The organism is Lentzea fradiae, assembly GCF_900100955.1.
GTDB lineage: Bacteria > Actinomycetota > Actinomycetes > Mycobacteriales > Pseudonocardiaceae > Lentzea > Lentzea fradiae.
Window position 1 is genome coordinate 207,060 of sequence record NZ_FNCC01000015.1, and the last position, 17,393, is coordinate 224,452.

Genomic DNA, 17,393 nt, shown 5'->3' on the forward strand with positions numbered 1-17,393 from the left:
GGTCAGACGCGGATGGTCAGACGCGGATGGTCAGACGCGGATGGTCAGACGCGGATGGTCAGACGCGGATGGTCAGACGCGGATGGTCGGTGACGGGGTGCGCGTGCGGTTGCCGGGGTGTCGGTTGGCGGGGACAGCTTGCGGCAAATGGGGTCCCCCAGCCTCGCGTCCCGCCCTTCACCCACCCGCCCTTTGCGCCCCTGCCGCGCGCCAAGTCCACCTCGCCCAGCGCGCCACGCCCGGCTCTTTCGCCCGCCCAGCCCTCTCGCCCGCCCGGCTCGCGCCAGCCCGGCCTCAGCCAACCTCACCGAGCCGCCTTGCCAGCCTGCCCAGCGCGCCGACACACCCGCCGCACCCGCGCCCATGCGCGGCATGGCGCGAACGCAGGGGTCAGAAGCGATGGGGGTCAGTGGCTGGGGGCCACCTCTGAGCGATCGCTGAACTTCGGGGTGGGTAACACGCCTACCGCGGGTGGCTGGGCGAACTGGGTGTTGTAGAGGTCCGCGTAGCGGCCCTCGGCCGTCATCAGTTCGGTGTGGGTGCCGCGTTCGACGATGTCGCCGTGCTCCAGGACCAGGATCTGGTCGGCGTTGCGGATCGTGGACAGGCGGTGGGCGATGACGATGGCGGTCCTGCCGTTCAGGGCCTCGGTCAGGGCTTCCTGCACGGCCGCTTCGGACTCCGAGTCGAGGTGGGCGGTGGCCTCGTCGAGGATGACGACGCGTGGCTTGGCCAGCAGCAGGCGGGCGATGGTCAGGCGTTGGCGTTCGCCGCCGGAGAGGCGGTAGCCGCGTTCGCCGACGACTGTGTCGAGCTGGTCCGGTAGCGAGGTCACGAGGTCCAGGAGGCGGGCGCGGCGCAGTGCGTCCCACAGGTCGTCGTCGGAGGCTCCTGGCGAGGCGTACTCGAGGTTGGCGCGGATCGTGTCGTGGAACAGGTGGCCGTCCTGCGTCACCACGCCCACGGCGCCCCGCAGCGAGTCGAAGGACAGGTCGCGGACGTCCACTCCGGACAGTCGCACCGCGCCGGAGTCGACGTCGTAGAGCCTCGGCACCAGGGAGGCCAGCGTCGACTTGCCCGCGCCGGACGAGCCGACGACGGCCACCAGCTGGCCCGCCTTCGCCTCGAAGCTGATGCCGTGCAACACCTCTTCGCCGCCGCGGGTGTCCAGAGTGGCCACCGACTCCAGCGAGGCGAGCGACACCTTGTCTGCCGACGGGTAGGCGAACCGGACGTCCTCGAACTCCACCGAGACCGGGCCGGACGGCACGGTGCGGGGGTCGGGGCGTTCCTTGATCATGGGTTCCAGGTCGAGCACCTCGAAGACGCGCTCGAACGACACCAGCGCCGTCATCAGGTCGACGCGGGCGTTGGCCAGGGCGGTCAGCGGCCCGTAGAGGCGGGTCAGCAGCAGCGCCAGCGACACCACGGCACCGGCTGCCAGGTGGCCGGTCAGCGCCAGGTAGCCGCCCAGCCCGTACACCAGGGCCTGGGCGAGCGCCGACACGAGCGTCAGGCCCGTCATGAACCAGCGGGTGGCCATCGCCGTGCGGACACCGATGTCGCGGACCTTCGCGGCCTTCTCGCCGAACTCCTCGTCCTCGCGGTCGGGCCGGCCGAACAGCTTCACGAGCGTCGCGCCCGGCGCCGAGAACCTCTCGGTCGACTGGGTGACCATCGACGCGTTCAGCGCGGACGCCTCGCGCTGCATGTCCGCCATCCGGCGGCCCATCCGCTTGGCGGGCAGCACGAACACCGGCAGCAGCACCAGCGCCAGCGCGGTCACCTGCCACGACAGGGTGAACATCACGCCCAGGGACAGCACCAGCTGGATGATGTTCGTGACGAAGCCGGACAGCGTCGAGGTGAAGGCGCGCTGGGCACCGATCACGTCGTTGTTCAGGCGGGAGACCAGCGCGCCGGTGCGCGTGCGGGTGAAGAACGCGACGGGCATCTTCTGCACGTGCCCGAACACGGCGCGGCGGAGGTCGTAGATCAGACCTTCACCGATCCGGGTGGACTGCCACCGCTCGACGACCCCCAGCCCGGCGTCGACCACCGCGATCACCGCGATGACCACCGCCAGCCACACCACAACAGACGGCGCCGAGCCGCCCACGATCGCGTCGACCACGCGGCCGGCGAGCAGCGGGGTGCTGACCGCCAGGACCGACGCGATCACCGTGAGCAGGAGGAACACCACGAGCTTCGCCCGGTGCGGCCGGGCGAAGGTCAGCACGCGCCGGAGGGTGCCGCGGCGCACCTTCGCCGGTGCGTCCGAGGTGACCCCCATCATGAATCGCCAAGAGCTGTAGCCGTCCACGCTGACTAGAACAGCACAGAGGTCTGACAATTCCTTCGCGGACCGCTCGGGCCGCGAAAAGGTTCAGCTCTGAGCGGACATGGCGGCGGCGAACGCCCCCAGCCTGCGCAGCTGGGCGGACCGCTCAATGGCGGTCTGGGTCTGCAGGTCGACACCCGACGCCGCCGACACGATGAGCGCGAGCGTCTCCCGCACCGCGCCGGCGTCGTGCTTCAGCACCGAGGCCGCGAGCTCCTCGACGGCCGCGTCCAGGCCGTCCACGGGCACGACGGAGTTCGCGAGGCCGATCCGCAGCGACTCCTCCGCCGACACGCGGCGCGAAGTCACGCACAGCTCGGCCGCGCGCGAGTACCCCACGAGTCGCACGAGGGGCAGCGTCCCGCCGAGGTCCGGCACCAGGCCCAGCCCGGTCTCGGCCATGCAGAACTGCGCGTCCTCGGCGAGCACGCGGAAGTCGCACGCCAGCGCGAGCTGGAAACCCGCGCCGATGGCATGCCCCTGCACCGCGGCGATCGTCACGCGTGCCGGGTCGCTCAACCAGGTGAACCCGGCTTGGTACGACGCGATCTTGGCGTCCGCCTCCTGCGCGGGCACCGAGAGCAGCGCGCCGAGACCGCCGGGCTCGCCGTCGATCGGCTCACCGGTGAACATCCGCCGGTCCAGTCCCGCCGAGAAGGCGCGACCGGAACCCCGGACGACCACGACTCGGACGTCCGGGTCCAGCTGCTCGCCGATGTGCCGCAACGCCTGCCAGGTGGCGGGCGTCTGCGCGTTGAGCACGTCGGGACGATCGAGCGTGATGGTCGCGAGCGGCCCCGAGATCGCGAGCCGAACGCCACCGCGCTCGAGCACACCAGCGTCGATGGTGGGCACTGGCATGAGTCCTACCTCCGGCGAACTAGAAGCTAGTTACCGGAGAGTAGCAGTCTGGTTCGGAGCTACTTCTTCTTCGTCCGGGTGGCGCCACCGCGACCGCGCAGCGTGACGCCGGATTCCGACAGAACCCGGTGCACGAAGCCGTAGGAACGTCCGGTGCTCTCAGCCAGAGCCCGGATGCTCGCGCCCTTTTCGTACTTCTTCTTCAGGTCAGCGGCCAGCTTGTCCCGCGTGGCGCCGGTGATCCGGGCACCCTTCTTCAGGTCAGCCACCTTGTCCCGCCTTCCGTACGAGCAGGTCGGGCCGTTCTACGGCCCCTGTCGTCGCAATGATCGAACAGGAACCGGCAGAACGCCAGGTGATCAAGCAAAGAGATCGCCGAACGGTCGATTCGATCACAGACAGTTGATCACAGAACGCGCACGGTAGTTCTTTGAGACGTGGAGATCACGCCAGTTGGACGAGGTCGAGGTAGTCCTCGGACCAGTGGTCCTCTGTGCCGTCGGGCAGCAGGATCACCCGCTCGGGTTCGAGCGCCTCGACCGCACCGGGGTCGTGCGTCACCAGCACGACGGCGCCCTCGTAGCGGCGCAGCGCGTCGAGCACCTGCTCGCGCGAGGCCGGGTCGAGGTTGTTGGTCGGCTCGTCGAGCAGCAGCACGTTGGCCGCGGACGACACCAGACCGGCGAGCGCCAGCCTCGTCTTCTCGCCACCGGACAACGTGCCCGCGGGCTGCTCCAGCTGCTCGCCGCTGAACAGGAACGTGCCGAGCAACGAGCGCAGCCGCTGTTCCTGCTCGTCCGGCGCCATGTGGCGGATGTTCTCCCACACCGACGCGCTGTGGTCGAGCGTCTCGTGCTCCTGCGCGAAGTAGCCGATCTTCAGGCCGTGACCGGGCACGACCTCGCCCGCGTCCGCCTTCTCGCTACCGCCGAGCAACCGCAGCAACGTCGTCTTGCCGGCGCCGTTGAAGCCGAGCACGACGACGCGGGAACCCTTGTCGATCGCGAGGTCGACACCCGTGAAGATCTCCAGCGAGCCGTAGGACTTGCTCAGACCCTCGGCCATCAAAGGAGTTTTGCCGCACGGCGCGGGCGCGGGGAAGCGGATCTTCGCGACCTTGTCGCTCTGCCGCTCCTCGTCGAGACCGTCGAGCAGCTTCTGCGCGCGCTTCGCCATGTTCTGCGCGGCGACGGCCTTCGTGGCCTTCGCGCCCATCTTGGCGGCCTGCATCATCAGCGCGCCGGCCTTCTTCTCGGCGTTGGCGCGCTCACGGCGGCGGCGCTTCTCGTCCGTCGCACGGGCTTCCAGGTACTTCTTCCACCCGAGGTTGTAGATGTCGACCTCGCCGCGCATCGCGTCGAGGAACCACACCTTGTTCACGACGTCGTCGAGCAGCTCGACGTCGTGCGAGATCACGACGAGACCGCCGTCGTGCGACTTGAGGAAGCCGCGCAGCCACGTGATCGAGTCGGCGTCCAGGTGGTTCGTCGGCTCGTCGATCAGCAGGATCGTGCTCGACTTGGCGCCGACACCGGCCTCGGAGGCGGCGAACAGGATGCGCGCCAGCTCGACGCGGCGGCGCTGACCGCCGGAGAGGGTGCTCAGCGGCTGCGCGAGCACGCGGTCCGGCAGGCCCAGGTTCGAGCAGATCCGCGCGGCCTCGGACTCGGCGGCGTACCCGCCGAGCGCCGCGAAGCGCTCCTCGAGCCTGCCGTACTTGCGGACGGCTGTCTCGAGCTCGTCGGCGTCGACCAGCTCGGCCATCTTCGACTGGGCCTTCTCCATGTCGCGGAGCAGCTGGTCGAGGCCGCGCGCGGACAGCACGCGGTCCTTGGCGATGACGGACAGGTCGCCCTCGCGCGGGTCCTGGGGCAGGTAGCCGAGCTCGCCCTTGCGGGTGATGGTGCCGCCGTACGGCTCGCCCTCACCCGCGAGAACGCGCAGCGAGGTGGTCTTGCCGGCACCGTTGCGGCCGACGAGGCCGATCCGGTCGCCGGGCTGGACGCGCAGGTTGGCGCCGCTCACGAGAATGCGTGAGCCCGCGCGCAACTCCATGTCGGTTGCGGTGATCAAGAGAAACTCCGGTAGGTGGGTACGGCAAAAGGACGGCACGTACTCGGCGGCCTACTCCAGGAGGATGATCACACGTCCGATTCTACGGGATCGCGACCATCGAATTTCCCACCTGTGTCCGGACGCATAGATTCACCTGCCATGAGCGAAGACTTCTCGGGCAAGGCCGCGCTGGTCACCGGCGCCTCCCGCGGCATCGGCCTCGGCATCGCGCGCGAGCTCCTCACCCGCGGCGCGTCCGTCACGATCACCGGCCGCAAGGCCGACCAGCTCGCCGAGGCGGCGCGGCAGCTCCAGGCCGACACGGGCGGCCGGGTGCTGGCGATCCAGGGCAACGCGGGCGACGACGCCTCGCGCGAGGAGGTCGTGGCGCGCACCGTCGAGGAGTTCGGCAGTCTCGACGTGCTCGTCAACAACACCGGCATCAACCCGCAGTTCGGCTTCCTGATGGAGGCCGACCTCAACGCCGTCCGGAAGATCTTCGACGTCAACGTCGTGGCAGCGCTCGGCTTCACGCAGCTCGCGTGGAAGGCGTGGATGAGCGAACACGGCGGCGCCGTCGTGAACATCGCGTCCATCGGCGGCATCCGGTCCACGGGCGTCATCGGCGCGTACGGCGCCTCCAAGGCCGCACTGATCCGTCTGACCGAAGAACTGGCGTGGCAGCTGGGACCGAAGGTGCGCGTGAACGCCGTCGCACCCGCCGTGGTGAAGACGAAGTTCGCCGAGGCGCTGTGGAGCGGGCGCGAGGAGGAAGGGACGCAGGCGTACCCGATGAAGCGCTTCGGCACGCCGGAGGACGTCGCGGGCCTCGTGGCGTTCCTCTGCTCGGACGCCGCTTCGTGGATCACCGGCGAGACGGTGCGGGTGGACGGCGGGCTGCTCGCCACCGGCACAGCGGGCTGAGTCCCGCCGCGACGAAGCCACCGTCCACTCAGGACAGCGAAATCAGACCTGAACAGCACCGGCAGCGTCGGCGACCCCGAGCACGTCCAAAAAAGCCGCGGCAGCGGGAGTCAGCCCACCCGCGCCCCACACCAGGTGCTCCACCCGAGAAGGCCCGTCCACCACCGGCAGCGTCGTCACCCCGCTCAACCGGGGCGTGTACCTCGACGGCAGCACGGCCACCGCCAGCGCTTCGCGGATCAACCCGGCCATCAGCTCCGCGGTCGTCACCTCGAACGCCACCTCGCGGTGCAGCCCGGCACCCGCGAACGCCCGGTCCGACTGCGTCCGCCCCGGCGACCCGGCGGGGAAGTCGACGAACAGCTCCCCCGCCAGCTCCGGCAAAGTCACCTGATCGAGCTCGGCGAAGGCGTGTGAAGGCGACACCACGGCGACGTGCCGGTCGTGTGCCATCACGTGCCCACGCACGCCCGTAGGGCGCACAGCGTCCGGCAACCCGAGGAACGCCAAGTCGAGCGCACCGGACCGGACCTGCTCGACGAGCTCGTGGCTCGGCTGCACCCGCAGAGCCACCCGAACGTGTGGATATCGCTCCCGGAACGTCTTCAACGCCGCCGGCAGGTCCACCGCCGCGACGGTCGGGATCACACCGATCGTGACCCGGCCGCGCACTTCCCCCACCGCCGCCGCGACCTCCGCCTCCGCTCGTTCGGCGAAGTCGAGGCACTGCCGTGCGGAAGGCAGGAACGCCGCGCCGGCCGGGGTCAGGCGGACGCTGCGGCTGGTGCGGTCGAACAGCCGCGCGCCCAGCGTGCGTTCGAGGCGGGCGATCTGGTGGCTCAGCGCCGACTGCACGACGTGACACCGCCGTGCCGCCTTCGTGAAGCTGCCCGTCTCGGCCACCGCCACCACGTACCGCATCTGCTGGAGTTCCACCGATCCATCTTGAATCGCGATGGATGGGATGAAAAGCATGTGTTGGACTCATCGATCCGGCGGTCGAACACTGGAGGACATGAACAGAGGCATCGCGCTGGCGGCGTTCGCGCCGGTCGTCTGGGGATCCACCTACGTGGTCACGACCGAGCTGCTGCCGGTCGGGCACCCGCTGTTCGCGGGGCTGCTCCGGTCGTTGCCCGCGGGCCTGGTCGCGCTGGCGCTGACGAAGACGTTGCCGCGCGGCGCGTGGTGGGGTCGGGCGGCGGCGCTCGGGGTGCTCAACATCGGCCTGTTCTTCCCGTTCCTGTTCATCGCCGCCGAACGCTTGCCCGGCGGCGTGGCGGCCACGCTCGGGGCCGCGCAGCCGCTCGTGGTGGCATTGCTGGCGGTGGGAGTGCTGAAGGAGAGCCCGTCGGCGTGGCGGCTCGCGTGGGGCGTGGCGGGGGCCGTCGGCGTGGGGCTCGTGGTGCTCGGGCCCGCTGCCGGGTTCGACGTGGTCGGTGTGCTGGCGGGGCTGGGCGGCGCGGCGACGATGGCGCTCGGCGTGACGCTGACGAAGAAGTGGGGCAGGCCCGCCCAGGCCGGTCCGACGGCGTTCGCGGGCTGGCAGCTCACGGCGGGCGGGCTGTTCCTGGTGCCCGTCACGTTCGTGTTCGAGGGCGCGCCGCCCGCGATCGGGCTCGGCGCGCTGGCCGGTTACCTGTGGCTGGGGATCGTCGGCGGGCTGCTCGCGTACGTGCTGTGGTTCCGCGCGATCACCACGCTGCCCGTCACGTCCGTCTCGATGCTCGGCCTGCTGTCGCCGATGGTCGCCGCGCTGCTCGGCGTCGTCGTGCTCGGTCAGACGCTCGACGCCGTCCAGCTCACCGGGTTCGCCCTCGCGCTGACCGCGATCGTCGCGAGCCAGCGTCCCGCCCGTCAGCAGCCGAGGTCCAGCCTCAGGACGACCTCGCCGTCCTCGTCGGTCTCGCCGGTCGGCACGAACCCGTAGCGCAGGTAGAACGGCTGGGGCGATCCGTCCCCCGGCACGCAGCTGGTCAGCAGCTCGGTCGCCCCGTCCGCCCGCAGCAGGTCGACGACCTGGTCCAGGATCGCGGTGCCGTAGCCGCGACCCTGGTGCGGCGCGCCGATCAGCAGCCGCCACAGGAAGTACGGCCCGAGCAGCCCCGGTCCCGGGGTCAGGTTCCAGCTCAGCATGACGAACCCGACGGGCTCGTCACCGTCGTAGGCGGCGCGGTACCACGGTTCGGCTTCGGGATGCTCCCGCGCGTCCAGGAACGACCGCTCCACGGACGCGACGAACCGCTCCTGGCCGGAACGCACCCGCACCGCCACCACCGCGTCACGGTTGGCGTCGGTGACCTCGACCAGGCGGACCTGAGCGTTCATGGCGCCGCATCCTGCCGCTCACCGCGACGTGGCGGGCGTGGTTTGCGTCGATGCCCCCGGTCGGCCCACCTCCGTGGTGGTCGTTTCCGGCGGAGCCGACGCGACCGGAGGCACCGGGTTGTTCGTGACGGGGATCGACGGCGGCGTGACGGTCACCGGCAGCGTCCTCGACGGCGTCGTCTCGACGGAGTTCGGCGAAGGAGGTGGCGTGGTGGACGGCACCTGCGACGTCGTCGTCGTGGACGGCCCGGGGTCCAGCTGTTCAGGGGACGCCGCGGGAGGCAGCACCGCGAGCGCCACGCCCACGACGGCCACGGTCGCGAGCCCCGTCCCGGCCACCGCGATGGTCCGCCGCCGGGTGCGCACGGTCCGGCCGCGCCGGATCACGTCGGCTGCCGTGACGGCACGCGGCGGCGCGTCCTCCGCGTGCAGAGCGGAGAAAGTCGCCCGCAGGTCGTCTTCGCGAACCATCACACCTCCAGCCTCAAGTGGTCGAACTCCGGCCCCAGCTTCCGCCGCAGCGTCTCCAGGCCCTTGCTGCTCTGCGACTTGACCGTGCCGGTCGAGCAGTTCAGCGCGGCCGCCGTCTCCTCCACACCGAGATCGTGCCAATAGCGCAGCACGAGGACAGCGCGCTGCCGTGCGGGCACCGCGCCGAGCGCCTGCCACAGGACGAGCCTGTCCTCCGCTCCGGGAACGGAGGACAGGCCCTCTGGCGGCGTGTCCGTCAGCTTCTCCCTGCGCCAGCGCACCTTGCGGCGTTCGGCGAGGAACGTCCGCACGACGATCTTGCGCAGGTACGGTTCGAGCCCCGTCCGGTCAGCGAGCTTCGGACCGGCCAGGTAGAGCTTCAAGAACGCCGACTGCATGACGTCCTCCGCCTCGTGCCAGCTCCCGCTCATCAAGAACGCGGTGAACCGCATCGAGTCGGCGTACCGGTCGAAGCAGTCGGTGAACTCGGCCTCCCAGTTCAGCGGTGGCTCCTCAACGGGCCGGGGTCGTGGCGACCGGCTGCGACGGGGCCTGCGGGGTCGTGGCGACCGGCGTCGTCGCGACCGGCTGCGACGGCTTCGGCCTGGTGGTCTGCGTGGCCTCCGGCGTCGTCGCGATCGGCTCCCGCGTGGTCGTCGACGGCCGCGTCGTGGCGTCCGGACTCGTCGCGATCGGTGGCTCGACCGTGGTCGAGGGGTGTTCCGGCGTGGTCGCGATCGGCGTCGGCAACACCGAGGAGGGCGACGGCGTGACCGGCACGGACGACGGGGCGTTCGCGGGGGTGCTGCCGCCGCCGTTCAACGCCATCGCCGGCACCGCGATGCCGACGGCTCCCAGTGCCACGGCTCCGGCCACGATCACCATTCGTTTGCGCACTTGCGGCTCCAGCGGGTCGGTGGTGCCAGGTTCAGGCACCCTCACCCGTATCCATGCGGACGGGCCCGGATCCGGTTGCCCGTGTGTCCTGGATCACGATCTCGACACAGCGGGCCCGTTCAGCGGCCTCGTCCAGGACGGCTCGCCGGGGTTCCGGGACGTCCATGACGCGATCCCCCGCCATGCGGAAGACGCCCGTGAGCCTGCGGTCGTCGCGCAGGACGTCCAACGCCTGCCTGTCGCCGCCGAGGACCACACCGTCCAGCTGAGCGAGCCTCGGGACGAGGACACGGAACACGTCGTCCGCCGCCGCCTGCAACGCGACGCGGGCCTGTCCTTCACGACGCCGGGCGAACCGCTGCTGCGACCACCCGCCCGCCCTGATGCGGCCGTGCACCTGTTTCCGGTCGGTCGCCGACACCTCGACCCGCCCGCCGAACGCCACCCCGACGCTGTGACCACCGAGCCGCACGAGCACCAGCCCGACCCGGCGCGGCTCCGCCAGCCTCTCCACGACCTCGTCCAGCGTGGCGCCACCACGCGTGGCGAAGGTGGCCGTCGCGCCGTCCGCGGCTTCCACGCATACCTCGGCGTCCGTCACGCGGACCTCGACGGCCCCGTGCCGTTCGGCGAACCGGCCGACCCACCCGGCGACCCGTTCGGGTTCGACCTCGACGGCCCGCCCACCGGGAACGGGCCGCACGCGACTCATCTGACCGCCACCCACACCGGCACGCGCGAGCCGCTCTCCCCCGGCGCGAGCCGCTGGACCGTCGTGAACCCGGCGGCGTGCAGCGCGGCGTCCATCTCGGCGGCGGAGAGCACCCGGTGCCGCGTGGAGGCGGACGCGGAGATCTCCCACCCCGACTCGCGGCGCAGCAGCGTCACGACCTCCAGCCCGTACGAGAGGCCGTCGGGCGCCCAGTCCCACAGCTGCAACGTGACCCGGTCACCGTGCACCTTGGGCGGCGGCGCGGTGGGCCTGAACGCACCGAGCCGGTCCAGCTCGGGCACCGCGGCTACCAGGACCCCGCCGGGACGCAACGACGCGTGGGCGAGCATGAATATGTTGGCGAGCGACTCCTCGAACGCCAGGCGGGGCAGGAGGTCGTCGGTGGCCCGCACCGCGTCGACCTGGACACCGGGCACGACGTCGAGCAGGTCGACGACCGCGTGCGAGCCGGGTCCGAGCACCGCGCCGGCCACGGAGGTCAGCACGTCGGAGTCGTTCACCGTGCACACACTAGAGCCATCTCAACACGCCGCGTGAACGCACAAAGAAGTTACCGATGAGTTCGAATCGCTTGACAGATGAGTCTCCAAAGCGTGAACTCATCAACCGTATGGATTAACCATTGACTCCATCCGGTCTCGACCAGCGGTGTTCACGGGCGGGTAGGGTCACTGGGGCGTGATCTTATGACAGCGGGGAGTCACCATGACGACTGCTGCCGGTCGACCAACACTGACCGTTGACGACACAGACTCAACGGGCCACGGCAGCCTTACGCAACTCTTGACGACGGGACCTTTCCCCGAAGCGTTGAGGGCGGCGATCAAGGCGAGCCGACTCAGTCTCGACCGCATTCAGCACCGGTTGGCACTGCGCGGAGTGACCATCAGCGTCGCGACGCTCAGCTACTGGCAGTCAGGAAGGCGAAGGCCCGAGCGCCCTGAGTCGCTGGAGGCGCTCCGGCACCTCGAGTCGGTGCTCGGCGTACCTCAGTCGGGCCTGTCGGCGCTGCTCGGCCCACCACGGCCCCGTGGCCGCAGGTGCCGTCCGACGACGATGATGCCGATCGACGCCCTCTGGGCACGACGTGAGCGGGTCGCGAACCTGCTCTCCAAGGTCGACACGTCCTCCGACCTGAAGCTCGGCAGGATCAGCCAGCACGACCGCATCGAGATCTCTGCCGACGGCGGGCAGAAATCAGTGTGGGTGCGCCAGATCCTGCGAGCGGAACAGGACGGCCCGGACCGCTGGGCGCTCGTGTTCGAGACCGAGGAGTCCGACGTGCTCCCCGAGATCGTGAACGTGCGCAACTGCCACCTCGGCCGCATCGCCCGCGACCACGAAGCCAACATCATGGTCGCGGAGATGATGTTCGAACGCCCGCTGACCCGCGGCGAGACCCTCATCATGGAATACCAGCTGGTGTTTCCCGAGGGCCACGCCCCGAAGGGCAACAACACGTTCGCACGCAAGTTCCGCCTCCCGGTGCGCGAGTACGTCATCGAGGTCCGCTTCGACGAGGCGAACCTGCCGTCCCGCGTGCAGCAGTACAGCGTCCCCGCAGGCGACGAGACCCCGTCCCGCCGCCGCAACCTGACCCTGGACTCGAGCGGCGGCGTGCACGCCGTGGCCCTGGGGTTCGGACCGGGCGTGTTCGGCATCCGCTGGGAATGGCCGAACCGCTAGCCCACCCGGTACACGTCTGAGGGGCGCCTCCCGATTGGGAGGCGCCCCTCAGACGTGTACACGGCGATGCGAAGCGAGCCGTCCTCCTCTAAGCACGGCCCACAGCAAGAGACCCCCGGCCTGGAGGGCCGGGGGTCTCTCACCACTCACCTACGAGCTCACCTGCGTCACACCCACCCGGCGATGCTGAGCGTCACCGACCGGATCGAGCCCCGGTCGGACGAGACGACGTCGGCGACCTTGAACACCCAGGTGCCGTCCGCACCGTCCGCCGTCAGCGACGACAACGGCGCGGCAGCCAGCCACGAGCCGGTGAACGGCGCGTTGGCGCTGGTCACCGTCGAGAACGCCTTGGTGGCCGAGTCCTCGAAGACGGCCTGGCAGATGTTGTTGCCGCTGCTGCCGGACCGCGAGAACAGCGTCACGGTCTTGCCGGACGGCGAGGTCAGCGTGCCGACCAGGTCGCCCACGAACGTGTGGTCGATGCCGACGGTCGTCGACCCCTCGGTCGACGAGCAGGCAGAGCCGTCGACGGAGAACTTCAGGTTCGACGCCGCGCCGACACCGGTCACGGGCAGCGAGATGGACACACCGGTCTGGTCGTTGTCCGGGATGGCGACCGGGGCACCGGTGTACGCGAACGTCTTGAAGTCGCGGGACGGCTCACCCACGCGGAGCGTGAACGAGTTCGTCGTGGGCGACGTCGAGCCCGCGTAGGTCACGCGCGCGTCGAGCTTCACGGTGGAACCGAGACCTGCCGTCGCGGGGACCGTCACCTTGTAGGTGTTGGACACCGTCTGGCCGGGATCGATGTTGCCGTAGTACTTCGAGCGCGGCGCGATGGTCACGCCGGCGGCCGTCGTGGTCAGGACCACGGACGTGGACGCGGCGGAACCGTCACCGTTGTTCGCCACCGGGACGGTGACGGTCGCGGTGGTACCGGGCTTGAGGAAGCTGCTGCCGTCGGCGTCGTTCACGACCGTCGGCTGCTGCGCGCGGGCCAAAGCCTGCGGCGACGCGCCCGTGTAGGCGAGAGCGGCGTCCGCCATCACGATGCCGGCACCGGTGCGGTTGTCCACACCGGACTCGACGATGTCGATCGCCGTGGTGACAAGGGCTTCCCTGACCTCGGCGGGCGACAGCGTCGGGTTGCCGGACAGGATCAGGCCGGCGATGGCGGCGGCGTTCGGGGCTGCGGCGGACGTGCCGAAGAACGGCGCGAAGCCCGGCACCGACGTGGTGACGCCGTCAGCGGCGGTGAGGTCCGGCTTCTGGCGCACCTCGGCGAGAGGCGAGCCGTCGGGCGCGAAGAACGTGCGGCGCGGTCCGTCGGAGGTGAAGCGCTCCGGCTTCTGCGTGCTGTCGTACGCGCCGGGGTACGGGCCGCTCGGGTTGGCCGGGTCACCGGGCTCGAGGTCGAACGGCAGTGCGCCGGCGGCGGGGGCGGCCGCGACGGCGACCGCGCCGTTGGCGGCGGCGTGACCGCGGATCGTGCCCGGCGTCACGTACTTCTTGAGTCCGTCGTTGCTGTCGGCGAACCGGCCGCCGAACAGCGACAGCGCGAAGTACTTGTCCTCACCGCGGTACTTCACGACCGCGAGGCGGGTGCCCGTCGAGCTGCTCGGCGTGTTGATGCGCTCGTACGGGTCCTGCGCGCCGTCCTGGTTGTTCTGGCTGAACGTGACAACGTTGCCCTGGGCGTTCACCAGGTACAGGTCGTAGTCGTTGAACGACTGGCCCAGCGGGTCCGCCCAGTGCAGCACGACCGGGGTGTCGCCGGAGAAGTTCGACAGCGGGTTGAACAGCTGCTTGGCGTTCGGGTCCGGGTTGAAGTCGTGCGCGGTGCCCGCGAACTTGCCGACGCCCACACCCGAGTCGACGAACTGGCCCTCGTAGTGGCCGGAGGTGCCGTCGGCGACGTTGCCCTGGTTGCCCGCGCTGGAGAAGTACAGCGCACCGTCCGCGGCGACCGCGTCCACGGCGCGCGCGATGATGCCGTCCTGGAACGGCGACTCGTTGAAGTAGATGACGTCGTCGACGATGACGTCGCAGCCGAGCTGGAAGCGCAGCTTCTTGATGTTGTCGGCGAAGCTCGCGTCACCGTTGAACGCCGTGGCGAAGCCGAGCTCCGCGTTGGGCGCGATGTCGTGCAGGATCTCGAGCATCGCGGTGCCCTCGTCACCGGAGCCCGCCTGACCCGGCAGCACGTCGACCGCCGGCAGCTCACCCGCGGCCTGCGACACGGCCAGGGAGCCGATGCCGTCGGAGAGTGCGCACAGCTTCGTGCCGACACCGGTCACGCGGAAGCTGTCACGGGCGGCCTCCGCGTTGTGGGCCTTGTCGCTCTCGGCGACCTTGGCCGCCTGGACCGACACCTGCTTCTCGGCGAGCCTGCGCTCGATCTCCCGCGCCTTGTCCTCTTTGGACGAAGCGGCCTTGCGGGACTTGGTGTCCCGCTTGTTCTTCAGGTCCTGCGTCATCGCGTCGCTGCCTGCCTCCACGCGGGAGACGTCGGACCGCCCCGCGATCTGGGCGAGCTTCGCGAGAGGGACCTCCGCGCGCACCGTGCGGTGCTCGGGGGACACGGCCCTGATCTGTCCGCCCGCCGCGCGGACAGCGTTGACCAGGTCCTCCGAGTACTTGTCGGCGCGGATGTCGACGAGCGTGGTGGACTGCGGCGTCACGGCAACGCCGGTCTGCACCTGCGGAAGAGCGCTCGTCGCGGCGGCCTGCGTGCGCTTGCGGGCCTCGACGACCAGCGTGCTGTCCACTTTGGCTTCAGCAGGGGTGAGCGACTTCTTGATGCTCTGCAACGCGGCGATCTGCGCGGCGGTGCGGTCGGTGATGGTCTTCGACGCCTTGACCGGGTCCGCGGAAGCGGGCGTCACGGCGGTGAGTGCGGCCAGAAGAACTGCGGTTCCTGCGGTGACTAACGTCGTGCCTCTTCGAGATCGGCGCACAGGGCTTCTCCCCCGAACGTTGGCGTGCCCCCGAGCACGCGGCCTGCGACCGGAGATTCCCGGTCGAGGCGCCAACGTATGGTGCGCATGTGATCACAGTCAGCATCCGATTGGGCTACTTCCCACTGAGCAGACGCAATCACACTTCACAGAACAGCGTCACAGGACAAAAGCATCCGTCCACAACTGACCGGTTCGCCCGGATAGTGCTTCCAGCAACGCGGCCGCCTGGTTGTCGGTGAGCGACGCGATGAAGTCCACCACGGCGCGTCCGCGTGCCAGCGCCCTGATCGCGTCAGGACCGGTCGCCACCTCACCGGTCGGGCCGACCAATGTGGACGGCTCCGTCCGGGCCAGTCCGGCGTACTCCGTTTCGGCCAGCTCGACGAGGTCGTGCAGCCTGCGCGGCAAGCGATCCGCCTCGGCCCTGTCGGTCACCCACTGTTCCAGCGCGTCGACCAGCGAGCTGAGCAACCGTGCCTGTCCACGTTGGTGCAACGCAAGGTCCGGACGCAGCAACACGAAGCGCCGGTGGACGAACTTCAGCACCTGCACCTCGTGCCACTGCGCCACCGCGAGCACCACGTGCCCCGACCGCGGCGTCGGTTCCTCGATCACGCCGACCGCGTCGACGAGCCGGCGCGTCCACCTCGCGCTGAAACCCGCGACCGCCTGCTCCGCCTCGACCGAGCCGTCGAACGGCACCGCCAGCAGACCGTCCACGAGCTCCTTGCTCACCTTCCGGACGGCCAGCATGAACGCCTCGTCGCTCATCACCCAGGAGTCCTTGAGGTGCATGCGCCGGCGCAGCGTCTCCAGCGACCGTCCCGGCATGCGGATCTCGGCGGTGAGCTCGGCGTCGCTCAGGCCCGCCAGGTCGAGCGCCTGCGCCTGCCACGTGCCGAGCTCGGCCGCGACCGTCGCGTGCTGCAGGACACCGACCCGGTGGAAGTCCTCCAGGTCGTGGATCGCGTAGGCGATGTCGTCCGCGGTGTCCATGATGCTCGCCTCGACAGTCTGCTGCCACGACTCGATGCGGCCCTCGAACGGTTCCCGCGACTGACGCAGGTCGTTCATCTCGGTGACGTAGGCCGAGAACTTCGAACTGCCGGTGCCCGGCATGTCCTCCGGCTCCGAAGCACCGCGCGGCGCGACGTCCATGCCGAGGTGCTGGCGGCGCGTCCACGGGTACTTGAGCATCGCCGCGCGCACCGCGACGGTCAGGTCCAGCCCCAGTGCCTTCGGCCCGCGCACGTCCGTCGTCGTGACGATGCGGAACGACTGCGCGTTGCCCTCGAACCCGTCCGGGAGGCCGAACCTGTGCCGCGCCAGGCGGTCGAGCACCTGCTCGCCGAGATGACCGAACGGAGGGTGCCCGAGGTCGTGGGCGAGCGCCGCCGCCTCCACCACGTCCGGGTCGCACCCCCCGAGCTTCTCCAGCACAGCGGTCAGCTCAGGGCGGTGCGTGAGCCGTTCCGCGATGGCCCGCGCCGCCTGGGCGACCTTGAGGCTGTGGGTGAGCCGGTTGTGCACGAGCAACCCGGACCCGGTGGAGCTGACGACCTGGGTCACGCCGCCCAGCCGCGCGAAGAACGGCGAGCTCGCGACCCGGTCCCTGTCGACGCGGAACGGGTTCGTCGCGAGGTCGGCGGTACGTCCGACGCCGGCGGAGCGCCGGGCGGTGCGCTGCTCGTTGTGCATGGTTGTAGAAGGTATACCGCCCGCTCCCAGACGCCCTTGAGGACGTAGGTGAGCAGTACGAAAAGGCCCCCGCGGGGAGCGCTTGTGGCGCTCGACCCGCAGGGGCCTCTCGAAAGAAGTTCGGCGGCGACCTACTCTCCCACACCGTAACCAGTGCAGTACCATCGGCGCAGAAGGGCTTAACTACCGGGTTCGGAATGGGACCGGGTGTTTCCCCAACGCTATAACCACCGAAACACTATGAAATTACAACCAGCAACCCCGCAGGGGCCGCGATCGGTCCTGGTTGTTCTTCCAGAACCGCACAGTGGATGCGTAGCGTCTTTGTAACAAGTCCTCGGCCTATTAGTACCAGTCAGCTCCAACCGTTACCGGTCTTCCACCTCTGGCCTATCAACCCAGTGGTCTAGCTGGGGGCCTTAACCCACAAAGGGTG

Annotated in this window: 16 protein-coding genes and 2 rRNA genes; 3 read left to right on the forward strand and 15 right to left on the reverse strand. The window is 69.9% G+C overall.

The features are described from left to right. Positions 1-406 precede the first annotated feature (406 nt). The 4 genes from BLT23_RS31870 to BLT23_RS31885 form a co-directional block, all read right to left on the reverse strand. Positions 407-2,296: an ABC transporter ATP-binding protein gene (locus tag BLT23_RS31870; RefSeq protein ID WP_090056040.1), complete on the reverse strand. Its 1,890-nt coding sequence runs from the start codon at positions 2,294-2,296 to the stop codon at positions 407-409. A 90-nt stretch (positions 2,297-2,386) separates the two neighbouring features. Further along, the gene (locus tag BLT23_RS31875; RefSeq protein WP_090056042.1) at positions 2,387-3,202 is read right to left on the reverse strand and encodes an enoyl-CoA hydratase/isomerase family protein; all 816 of its coding nucleotides are present in this window, start codon (positions 3,200-3,202) and stop codon (positions 2,387-2,389) included. Positions 3,203-3,261: 59 nt separating this feature from the next. After that, on the reverse strand, positions 3,262-3,471 hold the full coding sequence (locus BLT23_RS31880) for a helix-turn-helix domain-containing protein (RefSeq protein ID WP_030473247.1): 210 nt from the start codon (positions 3,469-3,471) through the stop codon (positions 3,262-3,264). Between the two features lie 175 nt (positions 3,472-3,646). Continuing rightward, positions 3,647-5,275, reverse strand: coding sequence for an ABC-F family ATP-binding cassette domain-containing protein (locus tag BLT23_RS31885; protein WP_090056045.1), 1,629 nt, complete (start codon positions 5,273-5,275; stop codon positions 3,647-3,649). 141 nt (positions 5,276-5,416) lie between these two features. On the opposite strand from BLT23_RS31885, the gene BLT23_RS31890 reads away from it, so the two are divergent. After that, complete coding sequence (locus tag BLT23_RS31890) at positions 5,417-6,181, forward strand: SDR family oxidoreductase (protein WP_090056048.1); 765 nt, start codon at positions 5,417-5,419, stop codon at positions 6,179-6,181. 42 nt (positions 6,182-6,223) lie between these two features. Here the strand turns inward: BLT23_RS31890 and BLT23_RS31895 are convergent, their stop codons facing one another. Next, positions 6,224-7,117, reverse strand: coding sequence for a LysR family transcriptional regulator (locus tag BLT23_RS31895; protein ID WP_090056050.1), 894 nt, complete (start codon positions 7,115-7,117; stop codon positions 6,224-6,226). Positions 7,118-7,196: 79 nt separating this feature from the next. Here BLT23_RS31895 and BLT23_RS31900 point away from each other — a divergent pair, with 79 nt between their 5' ends. Then, a complete protein-coding gene (locus BLT23_RS31900) occupies positions 7,197-8,111 on the forward strand; it encodes an EamA family transporter (protein WP_090056053.1) in 915 nt (304 codons plus the stop codon). Here the strand turns inward: BLT23_RS31900 and BLT23_RS31905 are convergent. The 6 genes from BLT23_RS31905 to BLT23_RS31930 are packed head-to-tail and all read right to left on the reverse strand — an operon-like array spanning position 8,039 to position 11,110. After that, on the reverse strand, positions 8,039-8,509 hold the full coding sequence (locus BLT23_RS31905; protein WP_090056056.1) for a GNAT family N-acetyltransferase: 471 nt from the start codon (positions 8,507-8,509) through the stop codon (positions 8,039-8,041). The genes BLT23_RS31900 and BLT23_RS31905 overlap by 73 nt on opposite strands. A gap of 18 nt (positions 8,510-8,527) precedes the next feature. Next, positions 8,528-8,980, reverse strand: a complete 453-nt coding sequence (locus tag BLT23_RS31910; protein ID WP_090056060.1) for a hypothetical protein — start codon at positions 8,978-8,980, stop codon at positions 8,528-8,530. Then, positions 8,980-9,483, reverse strand: a complete 504-nt coding sequence (locus tag BLT23_RS31915; protein WP_090056063.1) for a SigE family RNA polymerase sigma factor — start codon at positions 9,481-9,483, stop codon at positions 8,980-8,982. The genes BLT23_RS31910 and BLT23_RS31915 overlap by 1 nt, the downstream gene beginning before the upstream one ends. A 10-nt stretch (positions 9,484-9,493) precedes the next feature. Next, positions 9,494-9,877 carry a superantigen-like protein SSL4 gene (locus BLT23_RS31920; protein WP_143036112.1) on the reverse strand — a complete coding sequence of 128 codons (384 nt, stop codon included), beginning with the start codon at positions 9,875-9,877 and terminating at the stop codon, positions 9,494-9,496. Between the two features lie 31 nt (positions 9,878-9,908). Next, positions 9,909-10,589, reverse strand: a complete 681-nt coding sequence (locus tag BLT23_RS31925; protein ID WP_090056174.1) for an acVLRF1 family peptidyl-tRNA hydrolase — start codon at positions 10,587-10,589, stop codon at positions 9,909-9,911. Further along, entirely contained in the window at positions 10,586-11,110 is a 525-nt protein-coding gene (locus tag BLT23_RS31930; RefSeq protein WP_090056178.1) for a hypothetical protein, read from the reverse strand. Before BLT23_RS31930 ends, BLT23_RS31925 begins: the two co-directional genes overlap by 4 nt. A gap of 379 nt (positions 11,111-11,489) precedes the next feature. Between BLT23_RS31930 and BLT23_RS31935 the strand changes: the two genes are divergently transcribed. After that, a complete protein-coding gene (locus BLT23_RS31935; RefSeq protein WP_245744403.1) occupies positions 11,490-12,296 on the forward strand; it encodes a hypothetical protein in 807 nt (268 codons plus the stop codon). Between the two features lie 167 nt (positions 12,297-12,463). On the opposite strand, the gene BLT23_RS31940 is transcribed toward BLT23_RS31935, so the two are convergent. The 4 genes from BLT23_RS31940 to BLT23_RS31955 form a co-directional block, all read right to left on the reverse strand. Next, the gene (locus BLT23_RS31940; RefSeq protein WP_245744405.1) at positions 12,464-15,184 is read right to left on the reverse strand and encodes a S8 family serine peptidase; all 2,721 of its coding nucleotides are present in this window, start codon (positions 15,182-15,184) and stop codon (positions 12,464-12,466) included. 231 nt (positions 15,185-15,415) lie between these two features. Further along, on the reverse strand, positions 15,416-16,957 hold the full coding sequence (locus BLT23_RS31945) for a deoxyguanosinetriphosphate triphosphohydrolase family protein (RefSeq protein WP_090056079.1): 1,542 nt from the start codon (positions 16,955-16,957) through the stop codon (positions 15,416-15,418). Positions 16,958-17,075: 118 nt separating this feature from the next. Next, positions 17,076-17,192 (reverse strand): 5S ribosomal RNA (gene rrf / locus BLT23_RS31950). A gap of 90 nt (positions 17,193-17,282) precedes the next feature. Next, positions 17,283-17,393: ribosomal RNA gene (locus BLT23_RS31955) — 23S ribosomal RNA — on the reverse strand; the annotation flags it as partial.